Source organism: Sediminibacillus dalangtanensis (assembly GCF_017792025.1).
Classification (GTDB): domain Bacteria; phylum Bacillota; class Bacilli; order Bacillales; family Amphibacillaceae; genus Sediminibacillus; species Sediminibacillus dalangtanensis.
This window is the reverse complement of record NZ_CP046956.1, coordinates 905,342-924,509: the sequence shown is the minus strand read 5'-3', so window position 1 is coordinate 924,509 and position 19,168 is coordinate 905,342. Positions and strand designations below refer to the sequence as shown.

At 45.0% G+C, this 19,168-nt stretch carries 21 protein-coding genes; 5 read left to right on the top strand and 16 right to left on the bottom strand.

Annotated elements, in window-relative coordinates; all coding sequences use genetic code 11:
* Positions 1-333, top strand: coding sequence for a YolD-like family protein (locus ERJ70_RS04680; protein WP_209367513.1), 333 nt, complete (start codon positions 1-3; stop codon positions 331-333).
* 54 nt (positions 334-387) lie between these two features.
* On the opposite strand, the gene ERJ70_RS04675 is transcribed toward ERJ70_RS04680, so the two are convergent.
* Positions 388-657 carry a hypothetical protein gene (locus ERJ70_RS04675; protein ID WP_209367512.1) on the bottom strand — a complete coding sequence of 90 codons (270 nt, stop codon included), beginning with the start codon at positions 655-657 and terminating at the stop codon, positions 388-390.
* Positions 658-842: 185 nt separating this feature from the next.
* On the opposite strand from ERJ70_RS04675, the gene ERJ70_RS04670 reads away from it, so the two are divergent.
* Positions 843-1,232, top strand: coding sequence for a YhjD family protein (locus ERJ70_RS04670; RefSeq protein ID WP_209367511.1), 390 nt, complete (start codon positions 843-845; stop codon positions 1,230-1,232).
* Here the strand turns inward: ERJ70_RS04670 and ERJ70_RS04665 are convergent.
* The gene (locus tag ERJ70_RS04665; protein WP_209367510.1) at positions 1,180-1,689 is read right to left on the bottom strand and encodes a competence protein ComK; all 510 of its coding nucleotides are present in this window, start codon (positions 1,687-1,689) and stop codon (positions 1,180-1,182) included. The two genes, ERJ70_RS04670 and ERJ70_RS04665, sit on opposite strands and share 53 nt — an antisense overlap.
* 224 nt (positions 1,690-1,913) lie before the next feature.
* Between ERJ70_RS04665 and ERJ70_RS04660 the strand changes: the two genes are divergently transcribed.
* Positions 1,914-2,375, top strand: a complete 462-nt coding sequence (locus ERJ70_RS04660; RefSeq protein WP_209367508.1) for a DUF3939 domain-containing protein — start codon at positions 1,914-1,916, stop codon at positions 2,373-2,375.
* On the opposite strand, the gene ERJ70_RS04655 is transcribed toward ERJ70_RS04660, so the two are convergent.
* The 5 genes from ERJ70_RS04655 to ERJ70_RS04635 form a co-directional block, all read right to left on the bottom strand.
* Positions 2,372-3,310, bottom strand: a complete 939-nt coding sequence (locus ERJ70_RS04655) for a hypothetical protein (protein ID WP_209367506.1) — start codon at positions 3,308-3,310, stop codon at positions 2,372-2,374. The genes ERJ70_RS04660 and ERJ70_RS04655 overlap by 4 nt on opposite strands.
* Before the next feature lie 28 nt (positions 3,311-3,338).
* Entirely contained in the window at positions 3,339-4,553 is a 1,215-nt protein-coding gene (locus ERJ70_RS04650; protein WP_209367504.1) for a M48 family metalloprotease, read from the bottom strand.
* A 110-nt stretch (positions 4,554-4,663) separates the two neighbouring features.
* On the bottom strand, positions 4,664-6,205 hold the full coding sequence (locus ERJ70_RS04645) for a fatty acid--CoA ligase family protein (protein WP_209367502.1): 1,542 nt from the start codon (positions 6,203-6,205) through the stop codon (positions 4,664-4,666).
* Positions 6,206-6,518: 313 nt separating this feature from the next.
* On the bottom strand, positions 6,519-7,514 hold the full coding sequence (lplA, locus tag ERJ70_RS04640) for a lipoate--protein ligase (protein WP_209367500.1): 996 nt from the start codon (positions 7,512-7,514) through the stop codon (positions 6,519-6,521).
* Positions 7,515-7,589: 75 nt separating this feature from the next.
* Positions 7,590-8,321: an MBL fold metallo-hydrolase gene (locus ERJ70_RS04635; RefSeq protein WP_209367498.1), complete on the bottom strand. Its 732-nt coding sequence runs from the start codon at positions 8,319-8,321 to the stop codon at positions 7,590-7,592.
* 81 nt (positions 8,322-8,402) lie between these two features.
* Between ERJ70_RS04635 and yhfH the strand changes: the two genes are divergently transcribed.
* Positions 8,403-8,549, top strand: a complete 147-nt coding sequence (yhfH, locus tag ERJ70_RS04630) for a protein YhfH (protein WP_309507326.1) — start codon at positions 8,403-8,405, stop codon at positions 8,547-8,549.
* Positions 8,550-8,718: 169 nt separating this feature from the next.
* Here yhfH and hemY read toward each other — a convergent pair whose 3' ends face one another.
* The 4 genes from hemY to ERJ70_RS04610 all read right to left on the bottom strand — a co-directional run bounded on the left by hemY (position 8,719) and on the right by ERJ70_RS04610 (position 14,654).
* Positions 8,719-10,128: a protoporphyrinogen oxidase gene (gene hemY / locus ERJ70_RS04625; protein ID WP_209367495.1), complete on the bottom strand. Its 1,410-nt coding sequence runs from the start codon at positions 10,126-10,128 to the stop codon at positions 8,719-8,721.
* Complete coding sequence (gene hemH / locus ERJ70_RS04620) at positions 10,121-11,071, bottom strand: ferrochelatase (protein ID WP_209367493.1); 951 nt, start codon at positions 11,069-11,071, stop codon at positions 10,121-10,123. Before hemH ends, hemY begins: the two co-directional genes overlap by 8 nt.
* Before the next feature lie 53 nt (positions 11,072-11,124).
* Complete coding sequence (gene hemE, locus ERJ70_RS04615) at positions 11,125-12,162, bottom strand: uroporphyrinogen decarboxylase (RefSeq protein WP_209367491.1); 1,038 nt, start codon at positions 12,160-12,162, stop codon at positions 11,125-11,127.
* A 329-nt stretch (positions 12,163-12,491) separates the two neighbouring features.
* Entirely contained in the window at positions 12,492-14,654 is a 2,163-nt protein-coding gene (locus ERJ70_RS04610) for a transglycosylase domain-containing protein (RefSeq protein WP_245208116.1), read from the bottom strand.
* 289 nt (positions 14,655-14,943) lie between these two features.
* Between ERJ70_RS04610 and ERJ70_RS04605 the strand changes: the two genes are divergently transcribed.
* Positions 14,944-15,441: an antibiotic biosynthesis monooxygenase family protein gene (locus tag ERJ70_RS04605; protein WP_209367490.1), complete on the top strand. Its 498-nt coding sequence runs from the start codon at positions 14,944-14,946 to the stop codon at positions 15,439-15,441.
* 87 nt (positions 15,442-15,528) lie between these two features.
* On the opposite strand, the gene ERJ70_RS04600 is transcribed toward ERJ70_RS04605, so the two are convergent.
* The 5 genes from ERJ70_RS04600 to liaF all read right to left on the bottom strand — a co-directional run bounded on the left by ERJ70_RS04600 (position 15,529) and on the right by liaF (position 19,154).
* Positions 15,529-16,014, bottom strand: a complete 486-nt coding sequence (locus tag ERJ70_RS04600) for a thioredoxin family protein (RefSeq protein WP_245208115.1) — start codon at positions 16,012-16,014, stop codon at positions 15,529-15,531.
* Positions 16,011-16,448, bottom strand: a complete 438-nt coding sequence (locus ERJ70_RS04595; protein ID WP_209367488.1) for a disulfide oxidoreductase — start codon at positions 16,446-16,448, stop codon at positions 16,011-16,013. The genes ERJ70_RS04600 and ERJ70_RS04595 overlap by 4 nt, the downstream gene beginning before the upstream one ends.
* A gap of 220 nt (positions 16,449-16,668) precedes the next feature.
* Positions 16,669-17,301, bottom strand: coding sequence for a response regulator transcription factor (locus ERJ70_RS04590; protein ID WP_209367486.1), 633 nt, complete (start codon positions 17,299-17,301; stop codon positions 16,669-16,671).
* A gap of 29 nt (positions 17,302-17,330) precedes the next feature.
* The gene (locus tag ERJ70_RS04585; protein WP_209367484.1) at positions 17,331-18,368 is read right to left on the bottom strand and encodes a sensor histidine kinase; all 1,038 of its coding nucleotides are present in this window, start codon (positions 18,366-18,368) and stop codon (positions 17,331-17,333) included.
* Between the two features lie 12 nt (positions 18,369-18,380).
* On the bottom strand, positions 18,381-19,154 hold the full coding sequence (gene liaF / locus ERJ70_RS04580; RefSeq protein WP_209367482.1) for a cell wall-active antibiotics response protein LiaF: 774 nt from the start codon (positions 19,152-19,154) through the stop codon (positions 18,381-18,383).
* Between the last annotated feature and the right edge of the window lie 14 nt (positions 19,155-19,168).

Below are 19,168 nucleotides of genomic sequence, written 5' to 3'. Positions count from 1 at the left end.
ATGCAAGGCAAACATCAGGACCGGGGAACCATTAAGTGGACTTCCCTCATGCTGCCTGAGCATGTGGAAATGCTCAATCAGTGGTATGAATCAGAAAAGGACGTTGAAAAACCGATTCTCAGCAGTGATAAATTAGAGGAAATGCAGCGAACGATCATGCAGGCAATCGAATACAAACAAAAAGTTTCCCTTTACTTCTATGAAGCACAGCGAATCGAAATGCTGGAAGGTTTCATAAAAGGAGTGGGAATGGGTAAACTTGAAATCGAAAACCACGACGGTCTCGAATTTCTTCCCGTCGAAGCCATCGTGGACGTGGAAATAATTGAGTAAACGGCAGGATTGCCGGGAGAAGGAGCCGACTACATTCGACGCATATAAGCTTTTTCAGGATTCACCGTCCTGCTCATTCTCCTCTTCCTCCGAATCCAGTTTCACATCATCCAGTTCGAGCCAGGAAAGCATTTCCCTTACTACTGTATTTATTTTTTCGTCCACCATTTTATCTCCATATTTCTTTTTGGCTCGTGCAATATTGTCGAGGACATCCTGCCCGAAATCAATGATCGGTGCATCGTTTTCCAGGTTGTTGAATAAATCGAGAATTTCATCAAGCGCTTTGTCGAAACGCTTGCTTTCCAATTCGGTTGCTTTCATTTTTTATCACCCAATCATAGGGTATCCGAAATACAGAAAAAATAACAGCCCATGCCGATGTCCTATTGACCTGCTTCGTGTTTCCGGCCTTTCACTGCCTTTATTTACTTTTTTCACAGGTTTTGGTTTTAGAATCAATCGGTTTGGGGTATAATAGAACACATGTTCGGTAAGGAGGAGTAATTGTGCGTTATCTCAGCGAAGAACAGCTTTCCGTTGCTTCCCGTTTTCTATTTCTTTCCATGGCCATTGTGGTCATCCAAAAGGATCTGCAGAGCATTCAAACAGGCAGTTTCAAAATCAAAGAGCCTTACACAGACCTGCTTGGCAAAATGGAGCAGGAAGCTGTAGCAGAACGCCGACAGCTTCGGAGCCGTATGGCAAATGAACAGCTGCAGGTCGTCTCTTTAAATAAAAATGATTCTTTCTCCTCTTTTTTATTTATCTGTCAGGGACGAGAAGAAAAAAGAAACTATTTTAATCCTGCCATTCGAAAAAAAGTGGAAACCATTCTACGGGAACTTATACAAAAGGCTCAGCAACCATATCAGCATTATTCTTCCACAAATACTTAATCCGGTGATCAAGCAAGTAACGAAATTGCGCAGTCCTTTGAATTTGATTCAAAATGATGCCGTGAGAAACAGGGAGTGTAATGGAAGTTCCATTCTTGAAGATAACTTCTGTGGATTGATTCGCAGCCTTGCTGATTCGATCGATATGCGAGTGGGCAATCCACGAGCATTGAGGGCTATTAGGAGAAGCTGTGGGGAAAAAATACATACCGCTCGAAGGATCAATGGAGACAGGTACTTTGTGTGTAATGTTGCAGATATCCTTGGTCCCTTCCTGCCTGCCCCGCAGACTGCTCCCAAAGAACTTACAGGCAAGGTCGATGATTTTGCTTGCCGGCTGTTTCACCTGGATTATTTCTTCTTCTTCCAGGACCCGGGAAGAAAACCTGTTCCCTTTATCCCCTCCAATGACAGCAAGCGTAAGCGGAGTTACTTCATAATGCGTTTCATACATCATAGACTACCATCCCTTCATTCAATAGTTAGGCATGTGAAAGGCCTACCCCTAATTTACCAGAAAATTGAATAAAATGGTAGAATAAATTGAATTTTTTGTAAAAAAATACGGCTATTTGTCATACTCGCCTCTTCATAATGAAAACGTTTTAACCCCGGCGTGCAGGTTTGCTATACTCTAGATATATCAAAGGTATTAAATCTTTCAAATAAGGAGGAAACGCCATGTGGAAAAAGAACAAAAAACAGAAAAACGAGTCGCAGCAGAAACAACTCCCCGTTAAGCCGGTGAGCCTTTCAGAGGTGAAAGATGCCGTCCGGCGATACAGCGCAGAATTGGCCTCTGAAATACCGTTGGAAGTGATTATCAACTCCGACAGGACGATTGACTACCAGCTGCTTGCTCCCTATTTGGAAGCCAAGCCGCAACAAACGTACTACATGTCCCGGGAAACGTATGAGATCTTCGAGGAAAAAGATAAACAGCTCGCCGAAGACCTGGACAAAGTTCAGCAAGCTGTCGACCATTATCGTGAGCAAACCGGAAAGCTTCCGGTAACAGAAGGAGACCCCGACAAACAAGTCAACTACTTGAAACTGGAAAAGCTCGGATTGTTATCCAACTGTCCGGATCGTCCCTTCTTCATTACGGAGGAGGAAGATATGGTCACCCACCGCCGGCCTTAGAGCGGTGTTTCAAGCAGTCGGCGTTTATTTCCCTCCAGTTCCTCGATTTTACGTTTTACATCTCCGAACAGTTCCTCCAGCTTGGCCACCGTCCGATCGGTTTCCCTTTTGACTGTGCTGACTTGTTCAAGCGAATCCTTGATTTGGCCTTGAATAAACCAGTCCGTTATCAGGCCGTCAAAAAAGTAATCAGCCACAGTCCAGCCGCCGGATATGGAAACGTCGACTGCAAACGAGTTACCGATATCATCAAGTTCATTCGAAAACTTACGCAACAACCGTTGGGCTACGTGTACCTCTTTACTCGCATCGTCAATGCGACCATGTTTAACTGCTGTGGTGATCATCCCACCGCCGAACATATCGAGCGTCCCCCAATTTTCTGCACTGCGCAAGGCTTCTTCCGCCTTGGAAAGAGCGCTTGATGCTTCCCGGCCGGCAGCCAGGGCTTCTTTGATTTCGTTGGCATCTGCCCGCAACTCGCCAATCGCTTCCGACAGATCAAGCAGCTCTTCTCCTGCCTGATGCCCGTGTTCCAACAAATACTGCTCCTTTTTCTCCAGGAGGCGTTCCACCTGTTCTTCCGGATAACCGAGTGATTCAATTCTGGCAGAGATTCTGCTATGCTCCCGTTCCAACTCTTCCAGGGCGGAACGTGCTTCCTTCCACTTTAATTGGGCTTCCAGTACCTCCTGCCGTTCTTTGTCAAGTAATTCCTCCTTTTTTCCGGCGATCGTCATAAAAACACCTTTTAGGCTGATTCCTTCTAGTTTTTCCACATCCACTTTTTCATCTTCCAGCCTTCGCTTCATCCGGGCTTCCGTTTTCCGTAAATCTTCCAACTGGGCAGCCAGGACGATAAGCTGGGTGTTCAAGTTTTGCTTTTCTCGCATCTTTTCCTTTTCATTCATTAGTTGTTCTTGAAAATCAATCATCAAGTTCATCCCATCCCTTCCCTTCTATTTACGAAGAACTGCCCGAATTGGTTTCACGCTCCGTAAGCTCTTTCTCAATTCGATTAATTCGCTCCTGAATCGATGGATGACTGTACCGCAGCCACTTTATCCAAAAAGCAGGATTCACATCGCTCTTCGACTGCTCTGCCATTCGTCGAAAACTGGAAATGCCCGCCCGCAGCTGATCACTGTCGCTTTTCTCTACTGCATAACGATCGGCAGAAGCCTCGATTTGCCGGGAAACAGCTAATGACAGTGGTTGTGCGGCAGTAAGCAGCAAAGAAAAAATCAGCAACAGAATCGGAACAGCTCGCAAATCATTCCAACGAGAAGATGACTGTTTCGTTAAAACATTCTTGCAGACAACCCGGTAAAGCAACGCACCAGCATAAAGCAAAAGCAAACTCAGTAGCAAATAGCCAGCCACTCCTATGTACACATGATGCTTCACATAATGGCCGATCTCATGGCTGAGGATAAACAGCACTTCATCCTGCGGCATTCCTTCTAGTGTCGTATCCCACAGGACAATCCGGGCATTCCCCATAATTCCGGTGACATAGGCATTAAAAGTGGTGGTTTTTTCACTCATATCGACTTGAAGCAGGGTAGCATCCTTCAGTCCCGCTTTTTCCGTCAAATCTTCGATTGCTGTTCGTAGCGGTCCGGGATCCATTGCCGTGAAGTCCTCATACAATGGATCGATCCAAACTGGCTGAATATACACCACGAACACAGCTGCCGGAAGCGCGAGCAACCATAATCCAAACCACCAATTTTTAAATCTGGCCATCAATACCAACGCCGCATAAATACAAGCTGCTAAAACGAGCCAGAAGAACAGACTGTCCAGCCCAAGCTCATAGAACCAGTTTCCGACTGTTTGATTGCTGGTTCCTTCTCTTCTGCTGATGGCAAACCAAATGACATTGAACGGAAGGCGAACGAACTGATAAGCGACAGTCAGCAGCAGCGAAAAAAGCAATGTTTTTAACCAAAGTCTGCCTGTGAATCGCTCGATATGTTCCATCCATACCATCGACCAGCCTTTTTTGATGATGGTATACAACAACAGCCATTCGAGTGGAAGCTTGGAAAAGTACATGGAGTGCGCCATAGCTGCGTAATTAGAACTACCATACGTCTCCAACGGATAAAAGAATAGGAAATATCCCCATATAATCATAAGAAAGAACAAATAAGCTGCCAGCAACTTTTTCATCTGATTTCCTCCTGCCGGAATTCTCATTCTCAGAAAAACGAATCCCCCGCCGTTCTTGGGCAGGAGATTCTTAAATTTTACCATATTCTTTTATCTGTCTGCTATATCGCTTATAATTGAGCCACTTTATCACGCAGCTGCTTCCGTAGAATTTTACCAGTCGTATTCTTCGGCAGTTCATCCAGGAACTCTACAACGGCAGGCACCTTATATTTAGCAAGCCGTTCTCCGCAAAACGCAATAACATCCGGGGCTTTCAAGGCGTTGTTTTCCGTGACGACAAAGGTGACGACAGTCTCTCCCTGATCAGGATCCGGCATACCGACGACAGCTACTTCAGCAATATCGGGATGCTCGTATAATACCTCCTCCACCTCGCGCGGATAGACATTGTAACCGCCGACCAAAATCATATCCTTTCGCCTGTCGACAATGTAAAAATAACCTTCATCGTCCATTCTGGCCATATCTCCTGTATACAGCCAGCCGTCCCGCAGTACTGCCTCCGTTTCTTCCGGCAGCTTGTAGTATCCGGCCATTACATTGGGACCACGAACGACTAATTCACCTACTTCACCAGGCGGAAGCTCGTTCCCCAACTCGTCTACCACCTTATTCTCGACATTTTTGATATTGGTACCGATAGAACCAGGTTTCCGTTCACGATCCAATGGGTTGAAACAAGTAACCGGTGATGCTTCCGACAAACCGTAGCCCTCGGATACCATCACCCCGAATTTTTGCTCGAAATTTTTCAATAGTGCCACTGGCATAGCAGCCCCTCCGGAAATGCAAAGCCTTATGCTCTGAAAGTCATCTGCATGCCCTCCAGGGGTTTGCAGCAAATAATTATACATCGTCGGAACTCCGGCAAAAACAGTCGCCTGTTGTTCTTTTGCCAGCTTGAACACTGCTTCAGGAGAAAACTTCGGTACAATCAGCACCGTTCCTCCATTCATCAACGGCGCATTCAATGCTACCGTCAAACAGAAGACGTGAAACATCGGAAGAGCCGCGATTACTTTATCCTCGCCGTCCATCTCCAGGTAATCTGCCGTATCCTTGGCATTGGAATAAAGATTACGGTGGGTGAGCATGGCGCCCTTCGGTTTTCCCGTCGTACCGGAAGTATAGAGCACCAGGGCAATATCATCTTCTTGAAGCTCAGGACGATCAAAACGAACATTTCCTTCTTCCATCAATTTTGAAAACGATTTCATTTTTGCTGATAAGACAGCGCCGACTGTCTCGGTACCGGCTCCGGTTTCCGCAATAATCATATGCTCTACATCCTCTAGAACGTCCGAGATTTGTGCGAACTTTCCGGCAAGCACATCCATGGTAATGATTCCTTTGACATCCCCGTTTTGCAAAATATACGAGATTTCATCGGGAGTATAAATCGGATTGATGGGAATGACAATGATTCCTGCCCGCAATGCTCCATATAAGCCGATTACAAAATGCGGACTATTTCCGACCACCAGTGCAAGATGGTCTCCCTTTTGATAACCAAGTCCCACAAGACTATCGGCAAATTTGTTGATCATGCCTTCCAATTCCAGATAACTCGTTTCCTTGCCTTCAAATATGTATGCCGTTTTCTCGGGATGTTGTTTGGCGGTGATAGAAATTTGATCACTTATATTCATGTTACCCCTCCCCTGAATGAATGGTCATTCACTATGGCCTTATCCTTTATTATAAGACAAACCTTGTTTTCTAGCAAGATGGCGTTAGAAAAAACTGGAGAAACGTGGAAAGGCTACAGCCGACCTCTCCCTATAAGGAGAAGAAAGCGAGATGCCCGGAGTGAAGCGTTCACACCATTTTTAGGAGAGTGCTACTTCCACATTTATATTTACCATTAAAAAACCGAACGAGCTCGAATGGTCAGTTTCGAATCATCGTTCGGTTGCATTGGCCTGAAACTTTTATCGCAGCCTCTTCCTCTTGTACGATTGCTTAATAGATTAAATCAACAAACTCTTCTCTGGAGATTTTGCCTAGATAATGGCTGACATCGATGTCATGCAATGCCTCTTCGATTGCCTGGCGATTATAACGGGCACCGATCAGCTTTGACTCGACATCCTCTATATCGCCGACGCCAAAGAAGTCGCCGTAAATTTTCACATTCTCAATTGTTCCTTTTTTGACATCAAGCCGAACATCGACAGAGCCCGCCGGAAACTTATGGGATTGTTGAATATTGAACGCAGGAGAACGGCCGTAATTCCAATCCCAGCGCTGATAACGCTCTTCAGACAACTGATGGATATTCTTCCAGTCTTCCTCTGTCAGTTTGTACTGCGGGACATCTTTTACGTCTTCTACATCGAAAATGTAGCGCAGAATCAACGCTTTAAACTCATCCATCGTAATCTTTTCTTCGAGGAATTCCGAGATGTTGGCCACACGACTGCGAATCGACTTAATTCCCTTTGATTTGATTTTTTCCATTTTGACATTTAAAGCCGAAACTACATTTTCAATCTCGGAATCAAACATCAGCGTGCCATGGCTGAACATACGACCTCTCGTGGAAAATTGGGCATTACCGGAAATTTTCCTTCCATCTACAACAATATCGTTGCGTCCCTTAAGTTCAGCGTTGACCCCCAGCTTTTGCAAAGCATCGGTTACCGGTTCGGTGAATTTTGCAAAATCATGAAAACTGTTGCCATCGTCCTTGGTAATAAAACTAAAATTCAAGTTCCCTTCGTCATGATAGACTGCGCCGCCTCCGGAAAGTCTGCGGACAACATGAATACCATTGGCATCGACATAATTAGTGTTGATTTCTTCGATGGTATTTTGGTTTTTTCCGATAATGATAGAAGGTTCGTTAATATAGAACAGTAAATATGTATCGTCTGCTCCAAAGTTTTTCAGAATATATTCTTCGATCGCTAAATTGATATGAGGATCGGTAATTCCCTCGTTATCGATAAACAACATGATTATACCCTCCTTAATGCTTGTCTTTCCTTATTTTATCGAAAGTCTCAGACAAGAGCAATTCATGGGACTTTTTTACCCTTGCCAAACCCATCCTTCATAGGCCAGCTGGATTGGTCCGTCATATTCTCTTCGAGCTTCTTTGACCAAATCCTCCCTGTTCCCGAAGTGGGGAAGATGCGTAAGAAGCAGCTGTTTTGCTCCAGCCGAAGCTGCAAGCCGACCGCACTGACTGCTCGTCATATGCCCTGCTTTGGCAGCGTCCTGCCCATGATAAAAACTACACTCGCTGATAAGCAAATCAGCTTTGCTGCAGTATGGGATCAATTCCTGATCAAAGCTGCTGTCCGCTGTATAGACAATAACCTGGTCTCCAATACGAATCCGCATCGCAAAGCATGGAACCGGGTGTGTTGTCCGCTGGAAGGTAAATTGGAAAGGACCAATATCGAGGATATCGCCTTCCTGATAAGCAATTCCTTCGGTAAATTGATGGTTCAAGGCGGCAAAACCTGATTCATCCTCGCCATGTCCGTAAATCGGCAGTTTATGTTTCGTGTGATGCAAACTGTTCTGTACCAGCCAGCTGTACTGCAACACACCGATATCCGCCATATGATCTTGGTGATAATGGGATAAAACAATGGCATCCAGTTCCTTAACATCGACAAAACGTTGCAGCCGGGAAAGAGCACCACTGCCACAGTCAATCAAACACCGAAAACCATCCTGCTCGATCAGATAGGCAGAAGTTGCTTCTCCTTTCTCCGGATATGCTCCCCAATAGCCAATCACTGTCCATTTCATGGGCATTCACCTCTTTTAAATTGTTATAAAACAAAATATTGATTTTCTCTTTCTGTTATAATACAATGAAACCACAACGACATGTGGAGGGGATTTTCTTTGCTGAGCATTATGGAGTTTTTCAAAAATCTGCCGCGAAAAAAGTGTCACAATTGTGGGAAAGAAATAATTGAAAAAGCCGATTGTTATGGAAACTTATGTGACCAATGCGATCACCCCGCCAGATAAAGAAGCCGGAACCTTAGCAGTCTATGCAAAATACACAGCTTGCAGAGAATCTTTTCGATTTTCTGCAAGCTTTCATTTTTCTGTTCAAGTAATTTCTCTGTCCCACTTCAAGGAATAGAACGGCTATAAAACAAGCAAAGGAAGATTTCCTTTGCTTGTTTTCGTGTCTTTATCTTTGTTGATGCAAAAATGACAGAACCTGATCAACCGCAGCTTCTCCCTGATCGATACAGTCAGGAATACCAATTCCTTCATAGGAACTTCCTGCTAAAAATAAACCGGGAAGCTCTGCCTCCATCTTAGCACGGACATGATTCAAACGATCTTTATGTCCAACTGCATATTGGGGCATTGCATTTTTCCATCGGCTTACCACGGCAAACTCCGGTTCCTTGGTAATTTTCATGATTTTCTTTAAATCTTGAAGCACAATATCGACGATTTCCTGGTCGGATAAATCAACCACCTGCTCATCCCCTGGCCGGCCTACATAGCATCGGAGCAACGCTTTTCCTTCCGGAGCAGATTGCGGCCACTTTTTATGTGTCCATGTACAAGCGGTAATCCGATAATCACTGTTCCGGGAAACAACAAAACCTGTACCATCGATATCTTTTTTGATCGCGGACTGATCAAAGGCAAGAGCGACGTTGGCAACCGATGTGGCTGGCATTTCTTTGAAAACATCCATGAACTCATACTGGCTGAGCATCCGTCTTGCCGCGAAATGTGGGGTTGCCATTACTACGGAATCAGCCTGGATAACCGTACCATCGCTGAGCAGCATATGATAATGGCCATCCTTCTGTTCGATATGATCCACACCTGTTCCTTTTACGACCGTTCCGGGCTCAAGCTTGTCTTCCACAGCATCGACCAAAGATTCCAGACCATTCTTAAGCGAATAAAACATGCTCGGCTTCTTCCCCTTGTTGCTCTTCTTTTTCGGCACGGTTTTACGCAACCCTTTCACCAGGCTGCGATGCTCCTGTTCCAAATCGTAAAAGTTAGGGAATGTCGCCATCAGGCTAAGTTCGTCAATATCTCCGGCATATATACCGGAAAGCAACGGTTCAACCAAATTTTCGACCAACTCATCGCCGAAACGCCGGCGGAAAAACAAGCCTAGCGATTGATCGCCGGCCTGTTTTCCTTTTGGCTTGATAAAATCCAAGCCGGCACGCAGTTTCCCTTTGACGGAAAAAACTCCGGAAAACAAAAACGGACTAACTTGAGTAGGAATGCCCATATAAGAACCGCTTGGCATTTTATGCAGCTTTTTATCCACCAAAATATACGACTGGCCGGTTCCGTTCTTGATCAAGTCATCCTCCAGACCTGCTTCCTTGACCAGACGTGCTGCAGACGGCTTTCTGATCAAAAACGAGTCAGGACCGCGTTCGAAAGTATAGCCATCTCGCTTAACAGATTTGATTTTTCCACCAAGACGTTCGCTCGCTTCCACAAGCTTCACTTTATATGGCAGCTGCTCTTCTCTTATCCTTTTCTGCAGGTAATAAGCAGCAGTCAAGCCGGTAATACCACCGCCGACGATGACGATTTGTTTCAAATCAGGCATGGTGATCATTACTTTGACGGTATTTGCGCAAAACTACATCTGCCAGCGTATGGAGAAATTCCGGCTTTGCGTTCGGCATTTCCGGACGGTAATAGTTCGCACCCAATTCGTCACAAACAACCTTGCATTCGTAATCATTATCATATAGTACTTCCAAATGGTTGACGACAAATCCAACCGGAGCATAAACAAAAGAACGGTAACCTTTTTCATGGTAAAGCTCCCTCGTCAGGTCCTGGACATCAGGGCCTAACCAAGGATCCGGTGTATTCCCTTCGCTTTGCCAGCCCAATTCGTATTGTTCAATGCCGGTAGCTTCCGAAATCAACTCGGCTGTCCGCCTCAATTGGTCTGGATACGGATCGCCGTGTTCTAAGATTTTTTCAGGAAGACTATGTGCCGAAACGACCAAAACTGCTTTCTCTTTTTCTTGTTCGTCCATTTGGCCGTAAACTTTGGAAATAGCTTTAACCCAGTAATCAATAAAGCCAGGTTCATCATACCAGCTTTCGACCGAGGTGATTTGCGGTCTGCCATGCTTTTCTGCTTCCTTCTGAGCCCGGCCGTTGTATGACTTGACACTGAAAGTGGAATAGTGTGGAGCCAGCACCAGCGATACAGCTTCTTCGATTCCGTCAGCAGCCATTTGCCCAACAGCATCCTCGATAAACGGTTCGATATGTTTCAGGCCAAGGTAATGGACGAATTCCACTTCATCCTGGATTTCATTGAGACGTTCTTCGATGCCTTGTGCCTGCTGTTTGGTAATCTCCGCCAGCGGAGATATTCCGCCGATTGCGCGATACCTTTCTGTCAAATCCTGCAGCATTTCCGGTGTCGGCTTTCTGCCGTGCCGGATGTCCGTATAATAACGTTCAATATCTTCTTCTTTATATGGCGTACCATAAGCCATGACCAGTAAACCAATTTTTTTCTTTGCCACTTTCCAACACCTCTTAGCTTTTTTATCTCTTCTTCCTAATTTCTCTATAACCGTTACTTGCGGCTGGAGTAATCATGGATGAAATCTGTCAGCCTTTTCAAGGTCGCCGGTTCGATTTCCGGCGTCACACCATGACCGAGGTTAAAAACAAAGCCCGGTTGGCCATCTGCTTCATCCAAAATCGCCTGCGCTTTCATTTCCGTCGCTTTCCAATCTGAAACGAGCAGGGCGGGATCAAGATTCCCTTGCAGTGTTTTGGTAATTCCCATTTCCCGTGCTTCCATTACCGATGTACGCCAATCCAGACCGAGGACGTCTACAGGAAGATCATTCCACTCCAAAATCAGATGGCGAGCCCCGACCCCAAACAAAATTAAGGGAACACCCTCACTTTTTAGTTCTGAAAAGATCCGCTGCATCACCGGTTTGATGTATTCTCGGTAATCAGCCGCATGCAAGGTGCCAACCCACGAATCAAAAATTTGAAATGCTTTTGCACCCGCTTGGATTTGTGCCTTGGCATACGTGATCGTCATGTCGGCCAGCTTATCCATCAAGGCAAACCAAGCAGCCGGGTCACTATACATCATCGCTTTCGTTTTATGATAGTTCTTTGACGGTCCGCCTTCGACCATGTAACTTGCCAACGTAAACGGTGCGCCGCTGAATCCGATCAACGGTACATCCAGCTGTTCTTCTGCCAAGAGCCGGATTGTCTCGAGTACGTAAGGGACGTCGGAGACAGGATCGATCGTGCCAAGTTTTTCGACATCGCTCTTAGAGCGGATCTGCTTGTCGATGACAGGTCCGATTCCGGATTTGATTTCCACATCCACTCCAATGGCCGGCAGCGGCGACATAATGTCTTTGTATAAAATCGCAGCGTCGACTCCATAATGTTCGACCGGAAGTCTCGTCACATAAGCACAAAGCTCTGGTTGATGTGTAATTTCAAACAGGGAGTATTTTTCTTTTAACTCCCGGTATTCTTTCTGTGACCGTCCTGCCTGTCGCATATACCATACAGGCGTATAATCGGTCGGTTCCCCCCTGAATGCTTTCAGTATTGTATCATTGATTGTCCTTGCCATCCGTTTCACCCTTTATCTCTAATCCATTCCATAATCACTATACCGATTAATAAATTTGATGTATAGCAATTGGCCTTATTTGTCACTAATTTGTGCGTAATTGCACAAGCTGTCGATCTTTCACCATTCTCTAACCTTAAAATATCATATGATGAGGTAATCTTAAGCAGGAATTTGCTTGCTCGTTCGTTTGAATCGAGCGCTAACCAGCCGCTCCGACTTCCGCTGCGTTAAATCCCGGCTCATATAAAGGTTTCCTGGTAATCGTGTCGTGATTTGTTTCCTCTGTGCCATTAAAAATACAACAAAGCATCCACAAAGACCCTTCGTTAAAAATCAAGGGAAAGCTCGGATTGATTCGATGGTTTTCCTCGCTGTCCTGTCAACGGGTCGACAGGAACTACATAGTAAGAGGCCTGTTCAAATAAGCCAATGCGATTGATTTGATAGGTTCCCTTTCCTTCCACTTCACCAATCTTTTGTTCATTTCCGTTTTTAACCCGGTACACTTCGTACTGAATCCGATCATCAGCGGAAGCTGTCCATGTCAATTTCCCACGGACCAATGATAATCCGCCAAGACTATAGCGAGCAGACAGGTCCGTGATTTCGGGTAAATCCACTGGTTCTTCTACATCTTTGACATTTTCCGGCTGTTCAAACACTTCGGCCAGTTTCTGCTGCTTGTCAAGATCGCTCAAAATAGCTTTTGTCAGTTTGGTGGGGATTTCACTCCCTGCTGTCAGGAAATGCCCTTCATCCGCTTGATCGTATCCAATCCATAGTGCGCTGCTGTATTCGGGTGTGAAGCCCGCAAACCAGGCATCCTTGACTTTTCCATCTACGGATGGATGCTGGGTGGAGCCTGTTTTTCCTGCCAAAGCACCAGAATAGCTGCCTTCTTTTCCTGTTCCTTTATCGACCACTGCTTCCAACATCCGAACCATATTCCACGCTGTTTGAGGTGAAAATACTTGCTTTGGTTTTGGTATCTGGTTTTCCAGCAGTTCTCCATCTCGATCAAAAATCTTGTTGATGGCCGTGGCGCTCTTCATTTTTCCTCCATTTGGAAAGGTTCCGTAAGCCTGTGCAAGCTGCAACGGTGAAACCCCTTGTTCAAGTCCTCCGAGTGCAATAGCCAATCCGTTATCAGACAAGGAAATATCCATCTTCTCTAAATACTCTTTTGCATTGGAAATTCCTATTTCATTCAATAACCAGACTGCCGGCGCGTTTTTCGATTGCTGTAGTGCTTCATACATGGTTACCTGCCCGCTATAAGAGCCGTCATAATTCCGGGCGGTATAATCCCCATAGCTCCGCTCTTCATCAACGAGCAGCGAATAAGGAGTATATTCTTCCATCATCATTGCAGGTCCATATACAGCAAGGGGCTTCATGGTAGAGCCAGGTTGTCTGGCAGTTGTAACACGATTTATGCTGCCGATCTGATAATCACGCCCTCCGATAGCAGCAGCAATTTCGCCGGACCTGTGATCAATCAAAACAAAGGAACCTTCCACTCCCGCTGCCGATCCAGGAAAATACTCCTCTTGTTGAAAATGTTCATAAGCGGTCCGCTGTGCTGCCTCGTCAACATTGACAACAAGCTTGTAGCCGCCCCGCTTCAATTCCGGAAGTGTCAGCTGATATTTTTCCGCTGCTTCTTTAATTGCCAAATCCATATAGGAGGCATCCCATGGTTTATCTTCCTTTTTCTGCTGGTTGACCCCCAGTGTTTTCCCTTGAAGCTGCAGCGTTTGTTCCGGCTTCAGCATATCGAGCTGGTTCATTTGCTGTAACACCAAGTCACGTCGCTCTTTTGCTTTTTCTTCATCTACAAGCGGTGAATACGTGTTGGGTGCTTTCGACATTGCCGCAAGAAGCGCCCCTTCTGTGACAGTCAGTTCATCAACCGGTTTACTAAAGTAAAATCCAGCCGCCGCTCCGACACCGTATATTCCATGGGCAAAATATATTTCATTCAAATAATATTCAAAGATTTTATCTTTGCTGAAATTTCGTTCCAAATAAATCGCAGCCATAACCTCTTTCGTTTTTCGCATCCATGTCTTATCATTATGCAAAAATAAATTTTTCGCCAGCTGCTGGGTAATCGTGCTGCCGCCCTCCGCTTTTTCCATAGAAACAATATCCCGGAACACAGCCCTCGTCACCGCCTTGAAATCGACTCCAGCATGCTCGTAAAAACGGTTGTCTTCAATCGCCACAAAAGCGTCTTCCACATGGTCGGGAATTTTTTTAATGGTTACCGGACGGCGATATTCATCATAGATTTCGCCGATTCTCTCCCCATCTTTTGTTTCTACAATCGATGCTGCAGGCAGGATTAGATCCTGGTCATCAACGACAAACCTGCCCCCGAATAAAATAGTCAGATAACCGATCAAACCGAGTAAAAAAATTGCACCGCCGATAAGCAGCGGCCATTTCAACCGAATTACCCACTTTAAAATAATATCTATGTTCATATTTTCCACCTTTATCTAAATCTTTCTGCAGCTAAGTAAAGCCATTCTTTTCATTATACGACAGATCCCACACCCAATAAATAGGAAGTTAACCGTGAGATGTCCTGGAAGGGTATGAAAAGGAATTCCACGAACAGCTGGCTTGTTTTTGATTGTTCCATTCCTTGAAATATACTTGCAAGGACTTGATCTGCTTGCTAAGCTTAAAATAAAGGAAGGGCATACCCCTGATTCTTATAGGGTATATACTATACATACCAACCATTAAGCAAAAGGCAGGCGAGTGAAAATGAAAGCGCATATCACGAATGGGACTTATGATTTTCTCGTGAAAATTCAATCAGATCATCCTGATATCCCGATTTACTTAATGCAGGCTGCTGATTCCACCATGGCTTACTATGAAGGAAAAAAATCTAATATTTTCGAACAAGCCAGAGACTATGAAAGTTTTGTGGCGGATGGCGAGCTGCAGCAAAGCGGCTTTGTCGTTATGAATAATATTCCCGTGACGTACGAGGGAAAACCGATCTTTGAAGACCAGTTTAAAAAGCGGGCCGGCTCCATGAACGACATTCCAGGCTTTCAGGCACTCCGTGTCCTGCGGCCCTTACAAGGAAACAAATACGTGGTAATGGTTCAATGGGATTCCAAGGAAAGCTATCAAAATTGGAAGAATTCAGATGCGTTTGTGGCCGCGCATTCTTCCTCCAAGTCAAAAAAACGGCCGCCTTATCATGCAGGGCCATCCTATACTACAGAAGGAAACATGATCGAACCGGCTTGACGTTTGGCATGAAAGATGAGCGAAGGAGTCTTTCTTTAAGGAAAAAAAGCAGGCTGTCGTTATTATCGACAGCCTGCTTTTCCTACGTTATTGTTCTTCTTCATCCAACACATTTTCCTGAAAAAAGCCATCCCAGGTTGTCACGGACTGCTCACCGCTGATACGTGCGGCTTCCTCTCCGTTTTCAAAATGAATCACAGTAGGCGTTCCTTCGATATTATATGTTTCCCACGGCTCTTGAAACTCAAGGATGTTCAACTTTTTCAAATCGATTCCATACTCTTCCGTCATCGGGACAATCACTGGCGTCGTATTTTGACAATGGACACATTCCGGACTGTAAAAATAGACGGTTACGTCTTCTTGATTATCAAGCTTTTCTTCCAATTCACCCGGTAAAATCTGATTTTGGTATAATTCATTATCGAGCTGATCAATGGTCGATTGACGCAGATTCTCTTTTCCATAAGGATTGTCAGCCATTTTCTGGTTGTTTTGATAATTGACGACGAATATCAGAGCGCCGATCAATACAACGATTACCCCAAGGATAATCCACATTTTTTTATTCACTCGTTCCCTCTCCTTTGTTGTAAAAGCAAAATAATATGTAAAACAAAAATGACAAGGAAAGCTATTAAAGCCAAAAAAGGAATGGTGACAAAGCCGAAGTAATTGACGTACTGGCCGTTACACGGCACCAATCCACACGATTCCCCTGCTTCGTGAAGAGCAGGAAGCTTTTGGACTAAATAATGATAGGTCGAAACACAAATGCCTATTCCGCTCATAATTAATCCAGGTAACCCAAAACGGATGTCTTTTTTAACAGCTGCATATCCGTAAATGATGACGAGCGGATACATTAAGATCCGTTGATACCAGCATAACTCACAGGGGTCGTATCCCATGAATTCCGAGAAAAACAAACTTCCGAGCATCGCTGCTACGGCTTGTCCCCATATGATCAACAGGATGTTTTCTTTTGTTTGTTGACTACCTGCCATGAAATACCCCTCTCTCCAAACGCATTCAAAAACATTATACTAGTGAAGGGAACAAAAACAAAGGGAAAATATTCAGAAATACCTCGGGCGTCTCTCTTCAAGGGCAATGCTATCATTTTCGGTAAAAAAATATTGCTTGCCTATTGTTCTCACAAGGGCCGGTTATAAAAAAGGGAATGCCTGTAAGCATTATTCGCTTAACGCACATCCCCTGCCTTGATTACTTACGGAACAGCCCGTTTTTATGTGCATAGACAGCGGCCTGTGTCCGATCGTGGACTTCGAGCTTGCTCAAAATATTGCTGACGTGTGTTTTTACGGTCTTAATTCCGATATAAAGTTTCTCGCCGATTTCCTGATTGGTCAAGCCATCTCCGATGCACATGAGAACCTCGAGTTCCCGTTCGGTCAATTGTTCGTGCGGCTTTACAGCTGATGGGCGGAAGCTGGTCATCATTTTACTCGCTACCTTCGGTTCGATCACCGGCTCCCCGTCTGCCGCCTTTTTTATAGCAGCCGCAATTTCATCAGCGCTGGATGTTTTCAGCATGTAGCTGTAAGCACCTGCCTCCAGGGCTGGAAAAACTTGTTCATCGTCATAATAGCTTGTCAGAATAATTACTTTGCAATGCGGATTAACGCCCATGATTTGCCTGGTTGCTTCAATCCCCGTACCGTTTTCCATAATGAGATCCATGAGAACTACATCAGGCTTCGTCTCTTTCGCAACTTTTGCTCCCTGTATGCCGCTTGAAGCTTCCCCGACTATTTCTAAGCCGGGCTCCGTTTTCAAATAGGCAATCACGCCTTTTCGGACTATTTCGTGGTCATCTACAACTACTACTTTGATCATCCTCCCGTTTCCCTTCCCCTCTGTTGTCATTATAATGGTATTCTAATATCAATATGAGTACCTGAGCCGACTTGAGAGCGGATGGTAAAAGTTCCGCCAATCTCCTCACAGCGTTCTTTCATTGTTTTTAACCCATAAGAAGTTTTTTTACGCTCATCGGTATTGACGTCGAATCCACTCCCATTATCAGCTATATGTAAAAATAATTCGTTGTGCCTTTCGACAATCTGAAGCGTGACTTCCGTCGCATTCGCATGCCGCAGTGTATTCGACAACGATTCCTGCACAATCCTGAATAAGTGTTCTTCGGCAGTAGCCGACAATGCTTCGATTTCCTCCACTTTTAGTTGAAAGTTAATTTGGCATTTTTGTCGTAATTCTGCTACGAGCTCTTGCACGCCTTTTTTCAGTGGCTGGCCAGATAAATCAACCGGGCGCAAGTGAAGCAGCAATGCCCGCATCTCCGTTTGAGCCTTCAATGCAGTAGCTGAGATCTCCTCCAGTTGTTCTCTGGCCTGTGCAGGATCACGGTCGAACAGACGTAAAGATGCCTGGGACATCATCGTCAGGGCAAATAACTGCTGGCTGACCGCATCGTGCAAATCGCGGGCAAGCCGTTGACGTTCTTCTATGGTAGCGGCCTTATGAGCTGATTTGGCGTATTCCGCCCGTTCATCCGCCATTCTTTGCAGCGATCTCACCTGATTCTGCAACTTCTCTCCGAGCTCATTCAACTCATCGCCAATACGCGCAATCTCATCCTCTTCGCTGAAATACACCCGTGAAGTGTAGTTGCCGCGAGATAATTGTGTGATCAGAACCGATAAATAATCCATTCGATCTTTCATGTCGCTGCTTGACTTGAAGCCAACATAGATAGAGATGAACACCCCTAAACATATGTATAACAAAATCGTGATAAAAATGCTTGTCACGTCGAGCCAGACCGGCTGGAACAGGACGAATACCGACAAAAGCATGGCCAGCAGAGTGACTGTTGTTAAAAACAACCCATATAACAGCGAACGGATATAGGTATACCGGACCGTATTCAAGCGTTTTAACATATCCTGTTCCCCCTAAACTCTGTCTACACGGATTGACCCAGCCTTCATACTCAAGAAAATATCAAGCTTTCGAGTAGCCTGGTCGTAATTTGGTGTTTCATAAAAAATCTCGCGGTTCATTCCATCCGCGTTCATGCCGAATACATTGATTTCTCCCGCTTTGACATGTGCCTGAATCGACATCTCTACGTTTTCCGGCATCAATACCCGAATATCCCCTGCCCATCCTTGAATACTTATCGGAATTTCCTCGTCCGGAATGAAGGCTTTTGTAAAATCAATATGATAGTCTCCGACGGCATTCCACAAATCCATCGGCTCCACCCGCCAGTTTGGTTCGCTGAAGTTATGCTCTCCCACAGCCAGGCGTTGTTTTTTGGGTATTTTCTTATTCGCTTTTTGATCATCGGTGTCAAAAATAAACTGGAATTTTCGCCTACGCTTTCTTTTCGTTGAACTTCCAAAAATGCTGAAGCCCAAATAAACCAGCAGCAACGGCCATAATTTATAGACATCTGTGAAGGAAAACGGAATGATTCCAAATCGGTCAAGCAGTAATAATCCGCCAAACACAATCAAAAAAGAACCAAACGTAATGCCGTTTTTATATCTGATGCCATCCCATGTCCACTTCACCCCAAGAACGACGAAAAAAGCAGGATAAACATATAACCAGACCTCCGCTAAGTCCCAAGAGATGATGCCGATGTTCGCTAATACCAGCGCAGCTCCGAAACATATAATGGCTATGGCTGCAATACTGCGCATTAATTGGCTGTTTTTCATTTGTAATTCTCCCC

Bases quoted from the DNA above. Each gene is read 5' to 3' on its own strand.
- hemE (WP_209367491.1), bottom strand. From the start codon at position 12,162: ATGGCAAGGACAATCAATGATACAATACTGAAAGCATTCAGGGGGGAA.
- ERJ70_RS04675 (WP_209367512.1), bottom strand. From the start codon at position 657: ATGAAAGCAACCGAATTGGAAAGCAAGCGTTTCGACAAAGCGCTTGAT.
- ERJ70_RS04590 (WP_209367486.1), bottom strand. From the start codon at position 17,301: ATGATCAAAGTAGTAGTTGTAGATGACCACGAAATAGTCCGAAAAGGC.
- liaF (WP_209367482.1), bottom strand. From the start codon at position 19,154: ATGAAAAACAGCCAATTAATGCGCAGTATTGCAGCCATAGCCATTATA.
- ERJ70_RS04650 (WP_209367504.1), bottom strand. From the start codon at position 4,553: ATGAAAAAGTTGCTGGCAGCTTATTTGTTCTTTCTTATGATTATATGG.
- ERJ70_RS04680 (WP_209367513.1), top strand. From the start codon at position 1: ATGCAAGGCAAACATCAGGACCGGGGAACCATTAAGTGGACTTCCCTC.
- ERJ70_RS04660 (WP_209367508.1), top strand. From the start codon at position 1,914: ATGTGGAAAAAGAACAAAAAACAGAAAAACGAGTCGCAGCAGAAACAA.
- ERJ70_RS04595 (WP_209367488.1), bottom strand. From the start codon at position 16,448: ATGGCAGGTAGTCAACAAACAAAAGAAAACATCCTGTTGATCATATGG.
- ERJ70_RS04665 (WP_209367510.1), bottom strand. From the start codon at position 1,689: ATGATGTATGAAACGCATTATGAAGTAACTCCGCTTACGCTTGCTGTC.
- yhfH (WP_309507326.1), top strand. From the start codon at position 8,403: ATGTGGAGGGGATTTTCTTTGCTGAGCATTATGGAGTTTTTCAAAAAT.
- ERJ70_RS04605 (WP_209367490.1), top strand. From the start codon at position 14,944: ATGAAAGCGCATATCACGAATGGGACTTATGATTTTCTCGTGAAAATT.
- hemY (WP_209367495.1), bottom strand. From the start codon at position 10,128: ATGCCTGATTTGAAACAAATCGTCATCGTCGGCGGTGGTATTACCGGC.
- ERJ70_RS04635 (WP_209367498.1), bottom strand. From the start codon at position 8,321: ATGAAATGGACAGTGATTGGCTATTGGGGAGCATATCCGGAGAAAGGA.
- ERJ70_RS04585 (WP_209367484.1), bottom strand. From the start codon at position 18,368: ATGTTAAAACGCTTGAATACGGTCCGGTATACCTATATCCGTTCGCTG.
- ERJ70_RS04610 (WP_245208116.1), bottom strand. From the start codon at position 14,654: ATGAACATAGATATTATTTTAAAGTGGGTAATTCGGTTGAAATGGCCG.
- lplA (WP_209367500.1), bottom strand. From the start codon at position 7,514: ATGTTGTTTATCGATAACGAGGGAATTACCGATCCTCATATCAATTTA.
- ERJ70_RS04645 (WP_209367502.1), bottom strand. From the start codon at position 6,205: ATGAATATAAGTGATCAAATTTCTATCACCGCCAAACAACATCCCGAG.
- ERJ70_RS04655 (WP_209367506.1), bottom strand. From the start codon at position 3,310: ATGATTGATTTTCAAGAACAACTAATGAATGAAAAGGAAAAGATGCGA.